Here is a 15,871-nt window from a genome sequence, read left to right on the forward strand (position 1 = left end):
TACGTCTTGACTGCTGTTTTTCTCACCAAACACGTTGCGCTCGGCAACGACTTCCTGATCGCCGTCGACCCGTCGCGTCCACTGACGCCCGCCGACGCCGTTGCCTGGTGCGATCGTCATCGCGGGATCGGCGCCGATGGACTCATCTCACTGAGCCCCAACGCCGACGAGCCCGGGGTGTGGACGATGGTGCTGCGCAACTCCGATGGGAGCAGCGCCGAGATCTCCGGCAATGGCGTACGGGCGGTCGGGCAGGCCCTCGCCCGCTACACCGGAAGCCCGGCCCCCACTCGGTTCGAGGTCGACACCGATGCCGGTCGCCGCACGCTCGACATCATCAGCATCGACGGCACCGAGGCGCAGGTCCGTGCCGACATGGGCGAGGTTCGCCCCGGTCCGCCAACGTTCGACGACTGGGCATCACTCGGTGTCGATGTCGAGCGCCAGGCCGGGCTCGACATCGGCAATCCCCACCTGGTCGCAGTGGTCGCCAACCCCGACGCCCACGATCTCGCCGTGGTCGGCCCGGCGGTCGAGTCCCGCTACCCGCAGGGACTCAACGTCCACCTGATCTCGGTCACCTCCGACCACTCGCTCGATCTCCGGGTCTGGGAACGAGGCGCGGGTATCACCGAAGCCTGTGGTTCGGGTGCCTGCGCTGCCGCGGCGGCGTCGATCGACTGGGGCCTCACCGGTCCCGTGGTCGAGGTCGCCATGCCGGGCGGAACCGCCACCGTCGAGCGGCACTCGAACGGCAACCTGCTGCTCACCGGTCCCACCACCCTGATCGCCGACATCGTGATCGGCAACGTCGATTCGGCAGATGCAACCGCCGGCGCCGTCGCTGCCGATCCATCCACCAACGACACACTCGAAGAGGTTTGATGCCAACTGGTCCGTTCGACGACAACGATCGTCTCGACATCGATCAACCCGACCCCGATGCGGTCGATGGCAACGCATTCGACGGCGATGCATTCGACAAGGAGGAGTCACACCGTGGCGCCTTCGGCGAGTACGGCGGCGAGATCCGGGCCGGCTTCCTCGATCGGAGCTTCCGTGAGCGCATCGTCCTCGTTGGCATGATCCGCGAGGGCCAGACCGAAGAAGACACGCAGGCATCGCTCGACGAGCTCGCGTTGCTCATCGACACCGCCGGTGCCGATGAGATCGATCGGGTCATCCAGCGGCGCGACCGGCCCGACCCCGCCACGTTCGTGGGCAAGGGCAAGGTCGACGAAATCCTCGAGTCGGCCCTCATGCACGACGCCGACACCGTGGTGTTCGACGACGAACTCACCCCGGCCCAACAGTTCAACCTCGAACGGATCCTCAAGCGCACCGCACTCGACCGAACCGCCGTGATCCTCGACATCTTCGCCCAGCACGCCACGTCGATGGAGGGCAAGACCCAGGTCGAGCTGGCCCAGCTCCGCTACAACCTGCCGCGGCTGCGGGGCAAGAAGGACTTCAGCCAGCAGGGCGGTGGCATCGGCACCCGAGGTCCCGGTGAAACCCAGCTCGAAGTCGACCGCCGCCGCCTCGTCCGCCGCATGCACAAGCTGGAGCGGGATCTTCGGGGCATCACCGACCGTCGAGCCAACCAGCGCAAGGCCCGTCGTCGTTCACCGTTCCGGAGCGTGTCGATCGTCGGGTACACGAACGCGGGCAAGTCCACCCTGCTCAACGCGATCACCGGATCCGATGTCAAGAGCGAGGATCGGCTGTTCGCCACCCTCGACCCCACCACCCGCCAGACCCAGCTTCCCGGCGGTGAGACGATCCTCATGACCGACACCGTCGGGTTCGTGAAGAAGTTGCCGCACCAGCTCGTCGAGGCCTTCAAGTCGACGCTCGAGGTCGCGGCCGAGGTCGACCTCCTCGTGCACGTGGTCGACGCGTCGGGTCCCGATCCGGCCGGTCACATGCAGGCCGTGCGCACGGTGCTGTCCGAGATCGGCGCGGTCGACGTGCCGGAGCTGCTCGTGTTCAACAAGGCCGACCTCGATCCCGTTGCCGCCGAGCGACTCGTGCGTCACCATCCCGGGTCGGTGGCCGTATCGGCCGCGACCGGCGCAGGACTCGACGATGTGCTCGAGGCCATCGCCGTTGCGCTGCGGGCCAACTCCTCGGTCTACGACCTCTTCATCCCCTACAGCCGGGGCGACATGCTGGCCGCCACCCATCGCGAAGGCGAGGTGCTGTCGGAGGTGTCGGAGTCGTCGGGCATCGCCGTGCGGGCCCGGCTGGAACATGCCTCGGCACTGCGTATGCAGGACTACATCGTCGCCACCGTCGGCGACGCTCCCGTGCTCCCATTCATCGGCGAGGCCGTCGGCTCGACCGACAGCGACCCGACGATCGAAGGTCTGTGATGAACCAGGGATTCGTTCCTCCTCCCTACCCCTACGATCGGCTCGACACGCTGAAGCCTCTGGCCGAGGCGCACGCGGGCGGCATGATCGATCTGTCGATCGGCACACCGTTCGACCCGCCGCCGGCGGCGGTGGTCGAGGGACTCGGTCATTCCAACGCCGAGCGCGGCTACCCGCCGTCGATCGGTACCCCGGCCTTCCGCCAGGCGGCCGCCGACTGGTTGAACCGGCTGGTCGGCTCCGATCTCGACCCGGCCCATCTGGCCGCCGCCATCGGCACCAAGGAGTTCGTTGCGGGCCTGCCCCAATGGCTCAAGCTACGTACGCCCGACCGCGACACCGTGCTCTATCCGGCGATCAGTTACCCGAGCTATGCGATGGGCGCCACGCTGGCCGGATGCCGAGCGGTGCCGGTTCCGGTCAACGAGCACTGGCGGATCGACCTGTCCCAGATCGATCCGGCCGATGCCGCCCGAGCACTGTGCCTGTGGGTGAACACGCCGGGCAACCCGGCCGGCGGCATCGATGACCTCGGCGCCGCCGCAGCTTGGGGCCGGGCCAACGACGTGCCGGTGTTCTCCGACGAGTGTTACATCGAGTTCACCTGGGACGGTCCGCCGCGGTCGATCCTCGAACACGGCTCCGACGGCGTCGTCGCCGTGCACTCGCTTTCGAAGCGATCGAATCTCGCTGGCGCTCGCGCCGGGTTCTACGGTGGCGACCCTGAGCTGGTCCACTACCTGTCCGAGCTCCGCAAGCACGCAGGGTTCATGGTGCCGGGGCCGGTCCAGGCGGCGGCGATCGTCTCGTTCGGCGACCAGGAGCACGTCGAGGTGCAGAAGGCCCGCTATCTCGAGCGGCTGCAGATGGCGCAGAAGCTCGTCGCCAGTCTCGGCGTCGACGCCGCCCTGCCTGGCGGTGGGTTCTACCTCTGGGCGCCTGCGCCTGAAGGCGACGCCTGGGGTTTCGCCGAGTTGCTGGCTCGCGAGGCTGGTGTGCTGGTCAGCCCCGGCGAGTTCTACGGCGACGCCGGTGCCGGCCACGTGCGCATCGCCGTGGTGCAGCCGACCGAGCGGCTCCAACTCGCCCTCGACCGTCTCGCCGACTGACCGGCTGACTGGCTGCTTCGATGACAGGCTGGCCGGCGGCCGGGCGCACGATCCCGCTGGCCGCTGCCCGTCAGTTGGGAGTGAGCACCGTGATGGTGTCGTTGTTGCCGTTGTCGGACGTGACCCAGATCGATCCGTCAGCCGCTTCGTGGACGCCGCGCATGCGACCGCCGCTCCACAGCACCGGTGAGCGACCGAGCGACAGGCCCTCGGCGTTGAAGAAGTAGACCTGGAGCCGGCTGGCCTTGAGCGCGGTGACCGCAAGCCCGTTGCGGTAGGCGCCCCACGCCGGATCGGTCACCCACTCGCCTCCCGAGAGCGCCAGGGTGGGCGAGCCGGTCGAGTACGCAGCGCTGAAGGTGTTGGGAAGCGAGGTGTTCGTCATCGAGACGCCCTCGTTGTAGCCGGGCACGGGGTTCCACCCGGCGTTGCCACCGGCGACGAGACGATTGATCTCGTCATCACGGCTCGGACCGTGCTCGACCGACCACATCTCGGAGGTGCCGGGGCGCTCGCTGAGGCCCTGCACGTTGCGGTGACCGTAGGTGTAGATGAGGCGGGTGTTCGGGTTCGACGACGTCAGGAACGGGTTGCCCGCCGCGGGCGAACCGTCGCTGGCATTGACCCGGAGCGTCTTGCCGCCGAGTGATGACAGGTCTTGCGGCGTGGTGCCGACGGCGGCGTCACCGGTGCCGATGAAGAGGGTGCCGTCGGAGGCGAACTCGAGCTGGCAGCCGCCGTGGCGCCCCGACGACAGCGGGAGACCGGTCACGAGAGGGCCGACCTTCGTCGCTTGGGTGACCCCGGCGTCGAGGGTCCATGCCACGACCCGGATGTCCGACGTCTCGCCGGTCTTGCGGTAGCCCTGACACGTGTAGATCCGGCGGTTCGACGTGAAGTTGGGATCCACCGCAACACCCATCAGTCCCGTCTCACCCTGGGCATACAGGTCGGCAAAGTCGGCCGTGATCGTGGTGGCGGTGGCCCGGTCGGCGATGGCGACCAGTCGACCGCTCCGCTCGGTGGCGATGATGGTGCCGTCGGGCAGCGAGTCGACGTCCCATGGGTGGTCGAACCCGGCGATCGACGAGACCGTGAAGGTCGGGGTCGTGGCGAACCGGTTCTGCCACTCTGGCTGCTCGAGGAAGGCGCCGGCGACGTTGCGGATGGGTTCACCGTCGTCGAGGAGGCCGGTCCAGTAGTCGAGGCCGCCGGGTTCGGGGACTCGCTGCAGCATGCCGACATAGATGAGGGTGGAGGTGACCTCACCCCCGAGCAGCGCCTGGTGTTCGGCCGACTCCGAAACGACCACGATGAACTCGCCGAGGGTGAGCCGCCCGGCGTCGATCTCACCCCGCCAGTAGGCGAGGCCGGCCGCATCGGGAGTGCGGCCGAGGGAGCGGCCGTAGACCACGGTGACCACCTCGTCGGTCGTGGCGGCATTCGCCAGCGCCTCGAACTCGGCGCTGTCGAGCATCGCCTCGGCTGTGTCGGCCAGCGGGATACCCGAGGCCGTGCGCGAGACCCAGAACCGCAGGCCGTCGATGTCGGGGGTCCGATCGAGGATCGAGTGGTAGAGGCGCACGATCGGCGCGGTGTTCTGCTCGAACTCGGGTGAGGTCAGCAGGAACTCGACCAGTGCGGCCGGTGACACACCGCTGCGGAGCTGGTTCGACCAGTAGCTGAGACCGGCCTGGTCAGGCCCCCGGGAGAGGAAGTCTCGGTACACCTGGTCGACGAAGACCTCCTCGGTCGGGAACCGACCCTGGTAGAGCGAGGCGGCGCCGGCAGGCGTGGGGGGAGCGAGGGTGGTGGCGGCGAGGGCGAGGGCGACCACCGCGATGAGCGAGCGAAGACGGGCCATCGCCGAACGGTAGTGGAGGTCGCTGCGCCATCGACCGCGGCCCGGATCGAGTCCGTGTGGGAGCCGTGCCACGAAATCCGGGAGCGATCATGGGCGCCGAGCTACGGTGCCGCGATGGCCGATTCCTCCACCACTGCGCTGGCTGCGACCATCAACGAACTGTGGCAGCGGCGTTCCGAACTCACCGCCAACGACCTCGACGCGGTGTCGTCGGTCGTCCAGGCGATCGAACTGCTCGACACCGGGGCCGTGCGGGTGGCCGAGCCCGGGATCGCCGGGGAGCCACCGGTCGTGAACGAGTGGTTGAAGTACGCCATCCTGCTGTTCTTCCGCCTCTCGGCGATGGACACGGTCGAGGTGGGGCCGCTCGAGTACGTCGACAAGATCCCGCTCAAGCGTGACTACGAAGCCCGTGAGGTGCGGGTGGTTCCCGGCGCGTCGGCCCGCTGGGGCTCGTATCAGGCGCCGGGCGTCGTACTGATGCCCAGCTACTGCAACATCGGCTCGTTCGTTGGCGAGAACTCGATGGTCGACACCTGGGCCACGGTCGGCTCGTGCGCCCAGATCGGCGCGAACGTACATCTCGCCGGCGGCGTCGGCATCGGTGGCGTGCTCGAACCGGCCGAAGCTGCGCCGGTGATGATCGGCGACGACGCCTTCATCGGGAGCCGCTGCATGGTGACGAGCGGGGCTCGGGTCGGTACCGGAGCGGTGCTCGGTGCCGGGGTGATCCTCAACTCGTCGATTCCGGTGATCGATGCCGAGACCGGCGAGGAGATCAGTCGGGGCGTCGTTCCCGATTGGAGCGTGGCCGTGTTCGCCACCCGGCCCCGTGAGTTTCCCGGCGGCACATTCGGACTGCCGTGCGCCCTCGTGATCAAGCGGCTGGGGGAGGGCGAACGTCATGACAAGACGGCGCTGAACGACGCACTCCGGACCCACGGCGTGGCGCTCTGAGCCCTCACGGCTCGGCGCTCGGCCGAGGTCAGCGGCTGGTCGATTCCCGAGCCAGGGTGTGCACCATCTGGTCGAGATACGCCGATCGGCCTCCTCCCAGGATGTTGTCGTCGTCGGCCAGCGCGGAGGCCATCTGGAAGTGGCCGAGGTAGGCGGCGTAGGCGATGCGGGCCTGGCGCCGGGCGATCGTCGGCGTGAACCCGATCTCGGCGAAGATCGATTCCAGCGAGGCCAGCCGCTTGGCGGTGACCCGGCGGACGATCTCACCGAGGAGCGGGTCATCGGCTCGTGAGGCGAGGGCCGTGTCGATCGGACCGAGCGCGTCGTCACCGAAGCTCACCTCGAACAGCGAGCGCAGCCGCTGCCGGGGATCGGCGATCTCGCTGAGCGCCGAGATGACCTCGTCGGTCGCCTGTCGCTCCCACTCCTCGGTGGCCGCAGTGATGAGGGCGGCGCGGTCGGCAAAGTGCCAGTAGAAACTGCCCTTGGTGACGCCGAGCTGTTTGGCCAATCGCTCGATCGAGAGCTTGTCGACCCCGTCGGTCGCGATCGCCTCGAGCGCGGCGACGGCCCAATCCGATGGCAACAAGGTCTTGGCAGCTGACATGTCCGTACGTTAGCGTATGGACATGAACATACTGAAGCGTATGGAAGCGGTGACGGGAACGGTGGAGGCGTCGGAGGTGCCCGTACCGGACGGTATGGCCGGTACGCAGGGGGGCGATCGGCGCGACCGTGAGGTTCGTCGACGGGCGTCCAACGCAGCGCTGACCGGGTTGGCCGCCGCCGGTGCCATCCATGCGCTCTGGGCGACGGGGAGCTCGTGGCCTGCGGCTTCACGCAACGAACTCGCCGATCTCGTGGTGGGCGTTCGGCCGTTTCCCTCTGCTCCCATGACACTCGGCGTCGTGGGGTTGATCGCCGTCGGTGCGGGGCTGGTCGGTCTCGAAGCCCGTCGGCTCGATCACGAGCACACGGCACCTTCCACGCCGCTGGGTCGGTTGCGGCGTATCGCGGCGATCGGTGTGCCGGCAGTGCTGGCACTTCGAGGAGTTGGTGGCTTGGTGGTGTCGTCGTTCGGGCTCGGCGAGGCGACCGAGGAGTTTCGTCACTGGGATCTCCGGCTGTACTCGCCGCTGTGTGTCGTGCTCGCTGGGCTGGCGTGGCTCGCCGTGCGGCCCGCGACGGCAGACAACTCGGCCGTTGGTGCGATCGACCGCCAATAGAGTGAGCAGGTGACCGACCTGCTCCAGCTCACTGCCGACCTCGTGAACATGGCGTCGGAGTCGTTCCACGAGGGTCCCTTCGTCGACTGGCTCGAAGCCGAGCTGCGCTCCCTCGACCATCTCGAGGTCGAGCGAATCGGCGACAACCTGGTGGCTCGTACCTCGTGGGGAAAGCCGATGCGACTGATGCTCGCCGGCCACTCCGACACCGTTCCGGCCAACGACAACGCCATTGCCCGTATCGACGGCGACACCTTGTGGGGTGTGGGCTCGGCCGACATGAAAGGCGGGCTCGCCTGCTTCTTGGAAGCCGCCCGAACGGTCACCGATTCCTGGGTCGACCTCACCTATGTCTTCTACGCCAGGGAAGAGGTGGCGGGTATCCACAGCGGTCTGGTCGAGCTGATCGACCAACGGCCCGATCTGCTCCACGCCGACTGTGCGATCCTCGGCGAGCCGACCGACGGCGACATCGAGGCCGGTTGTCAGGGCGCCCTGCGGTTCGAGGTCACGCTGGCTGGTGCACGGGCCCACACCGCCCGTCCCTGGAGGGGGCGCAATGCGGTGCATCGGTTGGCGCCGATCTTGGCCGATCTCGCTGCGTATGAGTCACGGCGCCCGACGATCGATGGCTGCACATTCGGTGAGACCCTCCAGGCCGTCCACGTCGAGGGCGGGGTCTCGGGCAACGTCGTGCCCGACCGAGCCATGCTTCGAATTCACCATCGCTACGCCCCCGATCGCACCGATGCCGAGGCCGAGGCGTTCGTCCGCGACCTGCTCGCCCCGCATCTCGACGACGGTGACGCGGTCGAAGTGATCGATCGGTCGCTGGCCTGCGCCCCGTCGCTGACCCATCCCATACTCCAGCGTCTGGTCGAAGGAGGCTCCTCGGGCCCGCCGGCCATTCGAGCCAAGCTGGGTTGGACCGACGTCGCTCGTCTGGCGGCGATCGGGATCCCGGCCACCAATTTCGGTTCCGGCGACCCCGAGATCGCCCACACCAAGGACGAGCACCTCCAGCGCCGCTCGATTGAGCGCACCTGGTCGGCCCTCCACCACCTCCTCACCGCCTGACGCTCCCGCCGGGCGGGGCCGAACTCTCGGCCCTGCAGCCCACGCAAAGCGAACTGTCGACACTGAAGCTCAGAATCGGGCTCCAGTGTCGACAGTTCGCCGAGGTGGGCTCGAATGCGGACAGTTCGTGAATCGGGTTGGACCACGTGGCGGCGAGCGGGTGCACGACGGGCGAGGCTGACGGGGCGCGGTCTACGGAGTGAGCGCTATGGGGCGAGGGGGTCTTCGGGCCAGGGGTGTTTGGGGTAGCGGCCGCGGAGATCGGCTCGGACGGCCCGGTACGAGCCACGCCAGAAGCCGGGCAGGTCGGTGGTGATCTGCGTCGGGCGGTTGGCGGGGGAGAGGAGCTCGATCGTGAGCGGGGTCCGGTGTGGTCCGACGGTCGGGTGCTCGTCGAGGCCGAACAGGTGCTGGAGTCGGACCGACCACACCGGTCGACCTGATTCGTAGCGAATGGGTTGGGGTCGACCCTTCGGCGGATCGAGCGTCGGTGGTGCGAGCTCGTCGAGTCGGCGTCGCTGCTCCCACGGCAGCAGGCTCAGGACCGCCTCGGTGGCATCGAGGCGGCGCAGATCGGCGACCGAACGGCAGCGACCGAGGTCGAGCCACTCATCGAGTCGCCCGAGCAAGGCGTCGTCGCCGAGATCAGGCCACTGCTCGGGGTCTTCGTCGTGGAGCCAGGCCAGACGGCTTCGGACGCCGACGCCGCGCTCACCCCAGCGCAGCAGATCCAGGCCGCTGGAGCGGAGTCCGTCACGAAGGGCGCCCCTGACGGCGTCGACGGGTGGACGGTCGAGTGGTTGGCGGTGCAGCACGATGCTGCCGAGGCGCTGTCGGCGTTCGGCCCGCAGCGTGTCGTCTCGTTGGTCCCATTCGACATGGTCGATCCACTCCACGTGATCGCCGGCCGCTTCGAGGACGGTGGATCGGTCGACACCAACCGCTCGTCTGACGCGAGCGGATCGGGGGTCGCCATCGGCGTCGGCGACCACCAGAAAGGCGGCCGCTGCGAGTGGGTCGGCGGGGTCGACCTCGACCTCTCGGCCGATGTTGAGCAGGAATCGACCGGGCCGGTCGGGGCGGGCGATGGCAATTCGGTCGGGCCATGCCTTCGCCAGCAGGAAGCCGAGCTCGGCCAGGCCGGCCCGGCTGCCGGTGTCGTTCGAACCCAGTCGGCGGGCGAGCCGCTCGGTCGTGCGGCTGAGTGTTCCCCATCGTTGTTCGAGTTCGGCGCCGAGGTCGGGGCGCTGGGGCCAGCTGTCGTCGTCGAGGAGCGCCGCCGTTCGCAGGCCGAGACCCGTCTGCCCGGTGGCAGCAGCGGTCAACGTGAGCGCAGCGAGCCGGGGATGCAGTCCGAGCGACGCCGCCTGTTCGCCCGCGGGTGTGAGGCGACCGCTCGAGTCGGTCAGGCCGAGGAGTTCGAGGACCCGCTGGCCGGCCTGGAGTCGCTGTCGCCCCGGGTGGTCGAGCAGTGGGAGGTCGTCCGCCCACGGGTCGCCCCACCGTGCCAGCTCGAACGCGACCGGCAGTGGGTCACCGTCGACGATCTCGGGTGGTGCCGCCACGTCGAGATGGCGATGATCGTCTGGTGCCCACAAGCGATAGCACCGCCCGGGCCCGAGTCGCCCGGCTCGGCCTCGGCGCTGATCGGCAGCAAAGACGGTGGCGTGCCCGGTCTCGAGCCGACCGAGGCCGGTGGCGGCATCGAAGCGGGACCGCCGAAGCAGTCCCCCGTCGACCACGGCTTCGATACCCGGCACGGTGATGGAGGTCTCGGCGACGGCGGTGGCCACCACGACACGGCGGCGAGCGCCACCGCGCAGGATGGAACGCTGGGCGTCGACCGACGTGCTGCCGTGGAGACCGAGCAGTTCGATGCTGTGGCGCGACGTCAGCCGGCGGTCGATGGCCCGCAGCGTGTCGTCGATCTCGCGCCGGCCGGGCACGAAGACGAGAACGTCGCCGTCGACCTCATCGAGTGCGGTGAGTGTCGCATCGGCGACGGCGTCGGCAAGGCGACGCCGGTCGGGCCGGGTGCGGTAGACGGTCTCGACGGGAAACGTTCGGCCGGGAACATCGATGACGGTGCGGCCGCCGACCAGGTCCCGGAGTCGCTCGGCCTCGAGGGTGGCCGACATGACGACGAGGCGGAGATCGGGTCGCAGGGCCTCCCTGGCTTCGAGGCTCATGGCGAGCCCGAGGTCGCTGTGGAGGTGTCGCTCGTGGAACTCGTCGAAAACGATGGCGCCGACACCCGGGAGATCAGGATCGGTCTGGATTCGGTTGGTGAGGACCGCTTCGGTGACGACCTCGATGCGGGTGGTGTTGCTCACCTTGCGCTCGCCTCGCACGGTGAACCCGACGACGTCGCCCACCCGACTGCCGGCCAGTTCGGCGAGCCTCGCTGCCGTCGCACGAACGGCGAGGCGTCGAGGTTCGGTGACGATGACCGACGAGGTCGGGTCGCCGAGGTCGTCAAATGAGCTGGCGACGAACAGAGGAACGAGACTCGATTTGCCGGCGCCGGGTTCGGCCCGGATCACCACCGATCCGTGAGCGAGCTCGTGTTCGATCTCCGCCCGTGCCGCCTCGACCGGCAGGCCGGTGGGGGCGACATCGATGCGGGAAGAACGGCTCACCGTGTCAGTGTCGCACTGACACGGTGACATGCGACCAAGACCAGCAGCCGCGTGCGGTCGGGGTCAGCGGCGGCGTGGAGCCAGCATCAGAGGCGGCGCATGACGGTAACGACCTTGCCGTAGATCGTGACCTCGTCGGGGGCGAAGCGCATCTCGGAGAGCGACGGGTTGTAGGGGATGAGCACGACCTGCCGGGCCTTCGGGTCGTAGTAGTACCCCTTCACCGTTGCTTCCTCGCCCGGGATCCCGGCAACCACGATGTCGCCGGTGCGGGCCTCGGACTGGACCCGCGCTACGACGAAGTCGCCGTTGAGAATGCCGGCATTGATCATCGAATCGCCCCGGACCGTCAGCATGAACAAATCGCCGTCGCCCGTGAGGTCGGCCGGAACCGGCAGGGTCTCCTCGATGTGCTCCTGGGCCAGTACGTCGGTGCCGGCGGCGACACTTCCGACCAGCGGCACGTGGCGCACCGGCCGACGTTCGACATCGGTGGCGCCGGAGGTGGCGTCCCAACGGACCTCGATCGCTCGCGGCTTCGAGGGGTCTCGGCGCAGATACCCCTCCTTCTGGAGCTTGGCCAGGTGTGAATGCACGGTGGAGGGAGACGTGAGGCCGACGTGGGCGCCGATCTCGCGAACCGAGGGTGGGTAGCCACGGTCGCGCATCTCCTGGCTGATGAACTCGAGGATGGCGCGTTGGCGATCGCTGAGCTGGTGCTGCTTGGCCATGGGTCGTTCCTGTGGTCGGGCCACCAGCGGGGGTCGGTGGCGTCGGGCGGGGACTGCGAGCAGTATGCCACGCGGAAACGTACAAATGTTCGATACCGAGGTTGGAATCGAACGAATGTTTGGATTGAGTGAGGCCGAACACCCGTTCGAACGGTCAGCCGTACGCCGGTCGCCACGCTCGCTGTCCGGCACTGTCACACCCCCTGAGGAGAATGACGCCATGGTCGCACTCATCACCGATTCCTCTCTCCCGCTGCCAACCTCCTCCTCCGCTCGACCCGAGCTCCGCCTCATTCGCGGCGGGCTCGACGCCCCAGCTCGAGACCATTCCGTCGTCATCGCCGTGGCCGCTCTGGTCGCCGTGTTTGCTGCCGTCCTCGGGATCCGCTCGCTCCAGGGCGACCCGCCGGTGGCCTCGTCGGCCGCCGTGGCCGAATCGAGTTCGGTCGACGCGGCGGCGGGCGACACTGTCATCGTCGTCGACGAGGGCGACACCCTGTGGGCCATCGCCCGAGATCTTGCCCCAGGCCGTGACCCCCGACCGGTCGTCGATGCCCTCGCCGCCCGCAACGGGGGCACGGTCCTGCGGGCGGGCGATCTCCTCGTGATTCCAGCCGACATCGTTGCCGCCGACACCCCCATGCTGTTGGCGGCCGATGCCGACGGTGCGGCCACCCCCTGACCGCATGCCTCGTGATCGAGCCGTCGTCGTGCTGCTTGCCAACGAGTGAAATGACCAAACGCGGCGCCACCCGGCGACGCCCGTCGGCTACGTTGGCCGTGATGATGTGCCCGGTCTGCCACGCTGACGACACCCGCGTCGTCGATTCGCGCGGCGCCGACGACGGTCTGGCCATCCGCCGCCGTCGCTATTGCGGACAGTGTGAACGGCGCTTCACGACCTTCGAACGTGTGGAGGAGCCGCCGGTGGTCGTCACCAAGCGTGGTGGCCTGCGCGAACCGTTCTGCCGAGACAAGATCGTCGGGGGCCTGTTGTCGGCATCCAAGGGTCGCCCGCTCGAATCTGATCTCTTCGAGACCCTTGCCGGGAGTATCGAGGACGCGGCCCGACTCGAAGGCGGCGAAGTGACCTCCGAATGGGTCGGTCTCGCGGTTCTCGATCGTCTGCGCGACGTCGACCAGGTGGCAGCACTGCGGTTTGCCAGCGTCTACAAAGGCTTCACCGGTGTGGCCGATTTCGAACGCGAGATGTCGCTCATCAAGTGCGACTCCCCTGAGGTCGTCTAGAACTTCGTCGTCGGGTGCTCAAGCACCGGCCGGTTGCCGCCGACACTCCTTAGGTGAGGCGATCGGAAAGGCGACGCGGTCTGCACGCCGCGAAATGGATGGTGGTGGCGCTCGTCGTGTCCGTGGTCGTCCCCTCGCCGTCGTCCGGCGCTGCCGCGCCGATCACCGCCTCGTCGTCCACCGATCTGCTCGACCTGGCCGAACTGCTTCCCAACCCCACCAGCCTTCACCCCGACATCGCTCGTCAGGTCCAGGTCGACCTGAGCGGCATGGGGTCGATTCCGGTCGAGCTGTCGGCGGCCCGCCAGCGCGAGCTCGACGCCGTCGCCCTGGGTGATCGGAACCGGAGCCGCCACGCTCACCTGCTCGTGGTCCAGCGGGAGCTGCGACTTGATCTCGCTCTGGCCGCCTCGGAGGTGAACGCGGCCGCAGCCGAGCTGGATCGTGTGGAGGCAGACCTCGCCGACTTCGCGCTCGGGACCTTCGTCGGCTCGACCGCTCTCGATCTCGAGTCCTTCACGACCGAGACGGGTCCGAGTCCGATTCCCACGCTTGCGTCCGATACCGAGGACGTGCTGGTCGGGGCGCAACGAGCCGCCAGTGCGTCGCTGGTCGCGGCCGAAGCCGAACACCGGCGACTGACGACCGAGCTCGACAGCACGGCGCTGGAGCTCTCGCAGGTGGCGTCGGCGATCGTCGAGGCCGACAGCGAACAACTGGCGGCAGCGGCCGACGTGGCGCGGTTGGAACCGGCGTTCGAATCCGCCCTCCTCACGGCGCCGGTCGTCGGAGCCGGCTTCCCGGTCATCGTGCTCGACGCGTACTACCGAGCGGCGCTGCGCACCGGTGAGGACAAGCCCTGGTGTGAAGTGCGGTGGGATCAGCTCGCCGGCATCGGCAAGGTCGAGAGCGGGCACGGGACGTTTGGCGGCAACGTGGTCGGCGCCGACGGGCGGACCAGTGGCGAGATCCTGGGTCCTGTGCTCGACGGCACCCGATTTGCCTCCATCCCCGACACCGACGGCGGTCGCTATGACCTCGACCCGGTGTGGGATCGGGCGGTCGGTCCCATGCAGTTCATTCCTGGGAGCTGGGTGCGCTACGGCGGCGATGGCAACGGCGACGGCGAGGTCGATCCGCACAACATGTACGACGCGGCGATGGCCGCCGCCAATCACCTGTGTGGTACGACCGGTGGTCTCGCCGACGACGCCAACTATCAGCGGGCGCTCTTGGGCTACAACCGTTCGGTGCCGTATGGAGTGATGGTGATGGACCTCGCCGCCCAGTACCGCGAGATCGTGGGGCTGGAACCGACACCGACGTCGGTGGCCGATCCCGGCCAGGGTCCAGCGATTGCCGCCTTGCGAGGCTCGTCGCTCGACTGAGTGCCGTCAGTCGTGATGCTCGGCTCGGACCCATCGGCCGAAGAGCATGCCGTCGGCCAGCCAGAGTCGAGTGAGCGTCATCGACCGGGAAGCGCCGGGGTCGGGACCGTGGGCGGCTCGGACGCTGTCGCCGCCCGTCAACCTGGGGGACACCGAGATGTTCCATTCGTCGATGAGGTCGGCCGCAATGAACTGACCGTTGACGGTCGGTCCGCCTTCCAGCAGCGCCCGCTGGTGACCACGATCAGCCAACTCGGCCAGCGCCACCGCGAGGTCGATGTCGTCGTCGCCGGCCGTGACGAGGTCGGCAACCTCGCTGAGCGCGTCGCGGCGGTCGGCTGGCGCGGTCGAGGTGGTGATGATGAGGGGTCGGGCGCTCGGATCGGCAAAGACCCGATGGCCGGGTTCGATCGAGAGGCTGCGCGTGAGGATGGCGATGGTTGGCCGGGGTTGTTGGCCTCGCGCCACTCGGGCGGCGGCGTGGCGGTCGCTCGCGGGTCGGTAGTTCTCCTCGATCGCGGTGGTGGCCCCGACGAGGATGACGTCGGCGACCGAACGCAGCGCGCCGAAGAGCGCCTGGTCGGCGGGGCCGCCGAGCGCTTCGGACAGTCCGTCGATGCTGATCGCGCCATCGAGGCTCGTGACCATGTTCGAGTACACCCATGGCCGATCGGCGAGTGCGGAACGGGGCTCGTCGGTGATGTCTCGCAGGAGGTCGACGACCCGTCCTGTCGTCGGGACCAGCTCGGTGAAGGAAGTGGTGTCGCTCACGAGCCGCACCCTAGACGGCCGGCCACTCAGCGCCTGGACCGGACCTCGTTCCAACTCCATCTTCGGCGCTGCAGGCGGCTCTTTCGACAAGCGAACCCTGTCCACAGGGATGGGGGAAAAACCATCGAAATCCACAGGGTCATCCCCTTGTGATCCACAGTGGCGCCTCCGTATGGTGAGCGTCATCGAGGACCGACCGGTCCGGAGATGTGGAAGCCGGGGCCTGTACGCAGGAAACCCTTGGGCGGATACTGCACATGGGCGAGGGACACGTTCGCGTGGCAAGCCATGAGTTGTGACCAGCCTCGACCTACGTCACCGGGCCGGTCGAATTTCGGGGATTTTCTGGCCACGCCTCGACGGCGGCCAACCACTCTCCGTCGGCAATATTCACACGAATGAAGCATTGACATCGGCGTAATTACGATGCTGTAATGCGCCCCTACATCTTGTGCGTCGAACGGCGCGGGAGCGCTCCTCACTACA

Annotated in this window: 14 protein-coding genes; 9 read left to right on the forward strand and 5 right to left on the reverse strand. The window is 68.2% G+C overall.

What is annotated here, in order from left to right; translation table 11 throughout:
- Positions 1–6 precede the first annotated feature (6 nt).
- The 3 genes from dapF to R2733_15595 are packed head-to-tail and all read left to right on the forward strand — an operon-like array spanning position 7 to position 3,484.
- Positions 7–885 carry a diaminopimelate epimerase gene (gene dapF, locus R2733_15585; protein MEZ5377929.1) on the forward strand — a complete coding sequence of 293 codons (879 nt, stop codon included), beginning with the start codon at positions 7–9 and terminating at the stop codon, positions 883–885.
- Complete coding sequence (hflX, locus tag R2733_15590; GenBank protein MEZ5377930.1) at positions 885–2,375, forward strand: GTPase HflX; 1,491 nt, start codon at positions 885–887, stop codon at positions 2,373–2,375. The genes dapF and hflX overlap by 1 nt, the downstream gene beginning before the upstream one ends.
- Positions 2,375–3,484 (forward strand): aminotransferase class I/II-fold pyridoxal phosphate-dependent enzyme, encoded by a 1,110-nt coding sequence (locus R2733_15595; protein ID MEZ5377931.1) that lies wholly within the window; start codon positions 2,375–2,377, stop codon positions 3,482–3,484. Before hflX ends, R2733_15595 begins: the two co-directional genes overlap by 1 nt.
- 70 nt (positions 3,485–3,554) lie before the next feature.
- Here the strand turns inward: R2733_15595 and R2733_15600 are convergent, their stop codons facing one another.
- Positions 3,555–5,348 (reverse strand): PQQ-dependent sugar dehydrogenase, encoded by a 1,794-nt coding sequence (locus R2733_15600; protein ID MEZ5377932.1) that lies wholly within the window; start codon positions 5,346–5,348, stop codon positions 3,555–3,557.
- A 114-nt stretch (positions 5,349–5,462) separates the two neighbouring features.
- Here R2733_15600 and R2733_15605 point away from each other — a divergent pair, with 114 nt between their 5' ends.
- Positions 5,463–6,305, forward strand: coding sequence for a 2,3,4,5-tetrahydropyridine-2,6-dicarboxylate N-succinyltransferase (locus R2733_15605; GenBank protein MEZ5377933.1), 843 nt, complete (start codon positions 5,463–5,465; stop codon positions 6,303–6,305).
- Between the two features lie 28 nt (positions 6,306–6,333).
- Here R2733_15605 and R2733_15610 read toward each other — a convergent pair whose 3' ends face one another.
- Positions 6,334–6,912 (reverse strand): TetR/AcrR family transcriptional regulator, encoded by a 579-nt coding sequence (locus R2733_15610; GenBank protein ID MEZ5377934.1) that lies wholly within the window; start codon positions 6,910–6,912, stop codon positions 6,334–6,336.
- Between the two features lie 22 nt (positions 6,913–6,934).
- Between R2733_15610 and R2733_15615 the strand changes: the two genes are divergently transcribed.
- Complete coding sequence (locus R2733_15615; protein MEZ5377935.1) at positions 6,935–7,531, forward strand: DUF3995 domain-containing protein; 597 nt, start codon at positions 6,935–6,937, stop codon at positions 7,529–7,531.
- Between the two features lie 9 nt (positions 7,532–7,540).
- Positions 7,541–8,608 carry a succinyl-diaminopimelate desuccinylase gene (dapE, locus tag R2733_15620; GenBank protein MEZ5377936.1) on the forward strand — a complete coding sequence of 356 codons (1,068 nt, stop codon included), beginning with the start codon at positions 7,541–7,543 and terminating at the stop codon, positions 8,606–8,608.
- 206 nt (positions 8,609–8,814) lie between these two features.
- Here the strand turns inward: dapE and hrpB are convergent, their stop codons facing one another.
- The gene (gene hrpB / locus R2733_15625) at positions 8,815–11,247 is read right to left on the reverse strand and encodes an ATP-dependent helicase HrpB (GenBank protein ID MEZ5377937.1); all 2,433 of its coding nucleotides are present in this window, start codon (positions 11,245–11,247) and stop codon (positions 8,815–8,817) included.
- A gap of 86 nt (positions 11,248–11,333) precedes the next feature.
- On the reverse strand, positions 11,334–11,978 hold the full coding sequence (lexA, locus tag R2733_15630) for a transcriptional repressor LexA (protein MEZ5377938.1): 645 nt from the start codon (positions 11,976–11,978) through the stop codon (positions 11,334–11,336).
- A 220-nt stretch (positions 11,979–12,198) separates the two neighbouring features.
- Between lexA and R2733_15635 the strand changes: the two genes are divergently transcribed.
- Genes R2733_15635 through R2733_15645 form a run of 3 tightly spaced genes read left to right on the forward strand, consistent with a single transcriptional unit; the run spans position 12,199 to position 14,614 of the window.
- A complete protein-coding gene (locus R2733_15635; protein MEZ5377939.1) occupies positions 12,199–12,660 on the forward strand; it encodes a LysM peptidoglycan-binding domain-containing protein in 462 nt (153 codons plus the stop codon).
- A gap of 50 nt (positions 12,661–12,710) precedes the next feature.
- Positions 12,711–13,226 (forward strand): transcriptional regulator NrdR, encoded by a 516-nt coding sequence (nrdR, locus tag R2733_15640; protein MEZ5377940.1) that lies wholly within the window; start codon positions 12,711–12,713, stop codon positions 13,224–13,226.
- A gap of 53 nt (positions 13,227–13,279) precedes the next feature.
- Positions 13,280–14,614, forward strand: coding sequence for a lytic transglycosylase domain-containing protein (locus R2733_15645; GenBank protein MEZ5377941.1), 1,335 nt, complete (start codon positions 13,280–13,282; stop codon positions 14,612–14,614).
- A 6-nt stretch (positions 14,615–14,620) separates the two neighbouring features.
- On the opposite strand, the gene R2733_15650 is transcribed toward R2733_15645, so the two are convergent.
- Entirely contained in the window at positions 14,621–15,385 is a 765-nt protein-coding gene (locus tag R2733_15650; protein MEZ5377942.1) for a pyrimidine reductase family protein, read from the reverse strand.
- Positions 15,386–15,871 lie beyond the last annotated feature (486 nt).

Source organism: Acidimicrobiales bacterium (assembly GCA_041394265.1).
Lineage (GTDB): Bacteria > Actinomycetota > Acidimicrobiia > Acidimicrobiales > SZUA-35 > JBBQUN01.